Here is a 4,382-nt window from a genome sequence, read left to right as displayed (position 1 = left end):
CTGCGGGCGCCGCGGCGTCCCGGCCGGAAAGGCTGGACGCGCTGCTCGCCACGGGCCGCGACCCGCTCGGCGTGCTGGCCGCCGTGGCCCGCCTGATCGGCGGTGCGGCGGTCGTTGTCACCCCGGCCGCGCCACACCAGCTGGCCGAGGGCGTGGTGCCGCAGGTGCCCGTGGCCGCCCTGGAGCGCTGGCTCACCCGGATGGGGCGGGTCCGGGACACCGTCGCCACCTACGACGACATCCGGCTGGCCGTCGAGGCCGGCGGCGGCGACCCCGGACCGTTGCACGCGGCACAACTTCCCCTGGACGCCCAGGACGGCTGGCTGGGGGACGATCTCCCCGACCTGCCCGCGGCCGGCAACGACGGGGCACGGCGGGTCCGCAACCCGCTGCGCCGCCTGGCGATGCCCGACGGGCCCCGCGTCCACCTTCTGCTGGCCGGCGACATCGACGCCCTCGCGCGCGCCACGCTGCACGCGCTCGTGCTCGACGAGGTGACCGAGGTACTGCCCGCGCCGACCGCGACCACCGGTGTCGCGCTGCACTACGACGCACCGAACAGCGCCCCGCCCCAAGCGGTGCTGCTGGCGGTGCACCCGGATCCCGCCCAGCCGTGGAGCTGGCAGCTGCTCGTCGAGACCGCCGCCGAGGCGCTGACCCTCAGCGTGCTGCGCGGCGTCGACCTGGACGACCTCACCTCCTCGGGAGTGGACCAGCTGGTACCGCTCACCTACGTTCGCGACGGCCTCGCCGATACAGGGCCGCTGAGCGACCTGGTCAGCCGACTGATCTGGGTGAAAGACACGATCAAGGCCAACCGAGTGCTGGAGGTGCACTGATGGCGGCCCTGCCGATCGCGACCTGGGCGCGGATCGAAGCGCATGCCCGAACCACCGACCTCGACACCGGCCTCGCCGCCGAGGTCGCGGACCCGCTGTGGATGCTGCTGCGCCAGTACCAGCTGGGCGAGCTCACCGGGGACGACGGCGGGGCTCCCGTCGCCGTCGACGTGCAGGTCAGCTGGTCCAGGCTGACCAGATACCGGCCCCAAGGACGCCGCGGCACCATCGGGGACCCGTTGCCGGCGGCGGACAGCGAGCTCATCGTGGGCGAGGACCTGCCGCCGCTGGAGGCGACGGTCACCGGCGAGCCGGCGTTCCGGTTGCCGGGCGCCGGGCGGGACCCACGCGACCGGCCCTGGGCAGCCGCGCTGCGGGCGGGCCGTGCGCTGGCCCGGGCGCTGGCCGGTCAGGGGCTCGGCGCGGTCGCCACCACCCTTGCCGCGGACCCGCGGACCCGGTTTGACCCGCCACCCGCGACCGGAGCGGAGGGCGACGCCGAACGGCGTCACCGGGCCCTGCTCGCGGCCGCCACACCGGGCGTACGCCCGAGCATCGACGGCGCCGCCGTCCTGAGCCTGCTGGAGCCCGACGGCCGGCTGCCAGCGGACCTGCTGGCACCGGCCGACCCCGAGGTCGTCGCTCCGGTCCTGTTGTCCTGGCACGCGGAGATGGACCGTGAGTGGGGAATGTCCAGCAACGCAGACCCGCTCCCACCGGCCTGGGTCGCCGACCGGCTCGAATACGCCTTCGCGCTCGCCGCGCCCGCCCTGCCTCCGGTCACCGAAGTCCCGCCGGGGCAGGAGATCCCAGCCGGGGAGATCCAGCTCGGCGCTTCGGAGTACGACGGGCGCGGGCTCGAGTGGTACAGCCTCGACCTGGCCGGCGGTCCGCCGCTGGGCGCGGCGGCCGACGCCGCCCTCGACACGCCGCTGGACGCCCCACCCGACGGCCTGCCGCCCGCCGCCCCGGACGACGCACGCCGCATCCGCGGCCGTCGGCGAGCCACCGTACTACCGGCCGCGCTGACCTACCCGGGCATGCCCAGCGCCCGGTTCTGGGAGATGGAAGACGCCGCCGTGGCGCTGGGCCGGGTCGGCGCCGGCGCCACCGATCTGGTGCGTATGCTCGCCGTGGATTTCGCGGTTGTCTACAGTCCCGACTGGTTCCTGGCCCCGGTCGAGGTCCCGGTAGGCTCGGTCAGCCGCGTCGACTGGGTCGTCGTCCGCGACACTTTCGGGGCCGCCACCCTCGTCGGCACCGGCCAGCCCAGCCCCGCCACGGTCGGCCGGCAGTTTCAGCCGTCCGCTCCCGCGGATACCGGCGACGCCGAGCCGCTGCTCGTCGTGCTCCCGGCGGCGCTCGGCGCGCTGGCCTCACCGCCGCGGGAGGACATCGCCCTGCAACGGGACGAGATGGCCAACCTCGCCTGGGCGATCGAGCGGACCGTGCTCGGGCCGACCGGCCGCGGCGTCCCGAGGCCCTGGTCGAAGCGGGACTTCGCGCTGCCGGCCGCGCCGCCGGATGGCCACGATGCCGTCTGGCGGCTGTCCACCCCCGTTGCCGCCGCGTGGACGCCCCTGGTTCCCGTCCGGCTGCCCGACCCCGCCGACCCCGGGCAGCAGCCACCCAGCGGGCCGCGGGTGCTGCGCGCGGGCCAGCTGGAGGACACCGCCACCGCGACCGTGCGTGGCGCGGCCAGCCTCATCCTGGCTGACCTGCGGGACCCGGCGGGCGGTGGGCGACATGCCGACCTGCGCGAGGAAGAAGTCACCCGCGCCGGGATCCAGGTGCAGATCATCGAGCACCTTGCCCGCGGAACGGACGGGCGGCTGTTCACCTGGCGCGGACGCCAGAAGCGTCCGTGGCGCGGGGAGGTCTCCTCCGGCCTCCGCTACGACGCAACCACCGAAAACAGCGGCTGACAGTCCAGACGTAAAGCCGTTTTGCCGCGCCTGGTGGAAATAGCCTCGTTCCCACCCGTGCGGGCGCCGCGGGCAGCGCTACCTGCTTGGCGCCGACCGGGCCGACAAACCGAAAGGAGTCCCAGTGGTTCTCGTGGACGCGTTGGTAAACTGGCCCAACGGAAAGGTCTACTTCTTCAGCGGGGCCGACTACTACGGGTACGATATTGCCGGTGAGCAGGTCGGCCCGGGATACCCCCGGCCGATCGCCGCCAACTGGCCGGGCCTCGGCGGGGTCAGCATCGACAGCGCCATCGCCTGGCCCAACGGGAAGGCATATTTTTTCAGTGGATCCGACTACTATCGCTACGACATCGCGAACAATCGCATCGACCCCGGATTCCCACTCCCGGTCAAATCGAACTGGCCCGGGTTGATGATCTTTGGTTCCACCCAGATTCAGGCGGCGACGCTCTGGCCCAACGGCGCAGCCTACTTCTTCGCGGACAACGGCGTGTACTACAGGTGGGACGTCGCGGACGATCGGATGGAACCCAACTACCCGAAGCCAATTCAAGGAAATTGGCGGGGGCTGTGGTCGTCGTCGCTCCGCGGCGCGCTTGTCTGGCCCGACCCAGGTGGCGTCCCGCGTAAGGCCTATTTTTTCCAGCGGTCGTTCTACATGCGCTATGACATCGCAGCCGACGCGGTCGACGCCAATTACCCGCAGCCCGTCTCGGGGAACTGGCAGGGACTGTAAGGCAATAAAAAATTCGTGGACCAGCCGTGCGCTTAGTGGTTAGCACTGGAAGTCCTTCGGGGCCTGTCGGCTGCCAGGTGGACGCGTCGCGAAGCGCCCAGGCCCCGATAGCGGTGTTCTACCTGGGCTGACCACAACGAAGCGAGGCGCCGACCGGGCGGCGCGAGCCGGACAGTCCTATTGCCGGAGCCTCGAAGTGGGACGTGACGCCCGACCGCGTCACCCAACTGGCCCTCGCCCGTGCCCTGGACGTGCCAGCCGACCGCGTCGATGCCCAGCCCTGGCCGCGATGGCTACCCACCGGCGACGCCGGCCGTGGACGGCTGGCGTTCGTGAACGGGAGAGGATGAGGAGATGTCGCCGGATCCGCCGCAGCTGTTGCCGTGCCCGCCGCCGCGCCAGGCTGGGCCGGTGCCGACCGAGAACGACCTCGAACCGGGCGTGCGGGCGATTCTGGGGACCCCGGCTGCGGAGGGCGCCGGGCTGGTCGACCAGCCGGCGTGTTGCGCCGACCCGCGAGTCACCGCCCAGCTGACCGATGACCGGCCGGTGGAACAGGTGCTGCCATGGCGAATCGACAACGCCGAGAAAGGGCACGTCATTGTCGTGCCGGGCGGGCCATCGGGTCTGATCGGCGGGCTGTTGTCGCAGGTGCACCCGCCGCAGTCGTTCAGCCATGTGGCGATCATGACGAGGGACCGGGTCGAGCTACGGCATGTGACGTTCAGCGAGGAACGGCTGCGCCGGTTCCCGCACCGCGCCGGTAGCGAGGGCGATCCCGGGCTCGGCATCCCGCTGCCGTTCGTCCCGGAACTCAACGACGCACCGACCGACGGCTTTCAAGAACTGCCGTTGCGTCACGGCTGGCCGGGGACGATC

The 4,382-nt window shown here is 72.2% G+C and carries 4 protein-coding genes and 1 pseudogene; all 5 read left to right on the top strand.

All coding sequences use genetic code 11. The features are described 5' to 3' along the window. Positions 1-839, top strand: a pseudogene (locus MJ777_RS22355) (hypothetical protein); the annotation flags it as partial. After that, the gene (locus tag MJ777_RS22350; protein ID WP_239377703.1) at positions 839-2,764 is read left to right on the top strand and encodes a hypothetical protein; all 1,926 of its coding nucleotides are present in this window, start codon (positions 839-841) and stop codon (positions 2,762-2,764) included. The pseudogene MJ777_RS22355 and the gene MJ777_RS22350, both read left to right, overlap by 1 nt. A gap of 124 nt (positions 2,765-2,888) precedes the next feature. Beyond that, complete coding sequence (locus MJ777_RS22345; protein WP_239377702.1) at positions 2,889-3,503, top strand: hemopexin repeat-containing protein; 615 nt, start codon at positions 2,889-2,891, stop codon at positions 3,501-3,503. A 203-nt stretch (positions 3,504-3,706) separates the two neighbouring features. Next, complete coding sequence (locus MJ777_RS22340) at positions 3,707-3,853, top strand: hypothetical protein (protein WP_239344884.1); 147 nt, start codon at positions 3,707-3,709, stop codon at positions 3,851-3,853. Between the two features lie 4 nt (positions 3,854-3,857). After that, positions 3,858-4,382 (top strand): hypothetical protein (locus MJ777_RS22335; RefSeq protein WP_239377701.1); only part of this gene is annotated, 525 nt, incomplete at its 3' end.

The sequence above is a fragment of the Protofrankia sp. Cj5 genome, from assembly GCF_917627405.1.
GTDB lineage: Bacteria > Actinomycetota > Actinomycetes > Frankiales > Frankiaceae > Protofrankia.
This window is presented reverse-complemented; position numbering and strand designations above follow the sequence as displayed.

Bases quoted from the DNA above. Each gene is read 5' to 3' on its own strand.
- MJ777_RS22350 (WP_239377703.1), top strand. From the start codon at position 839: ATGGCGGCCCTGCCGATCGCGACCTGGGCGCGGATCGAAGCGCATGCC.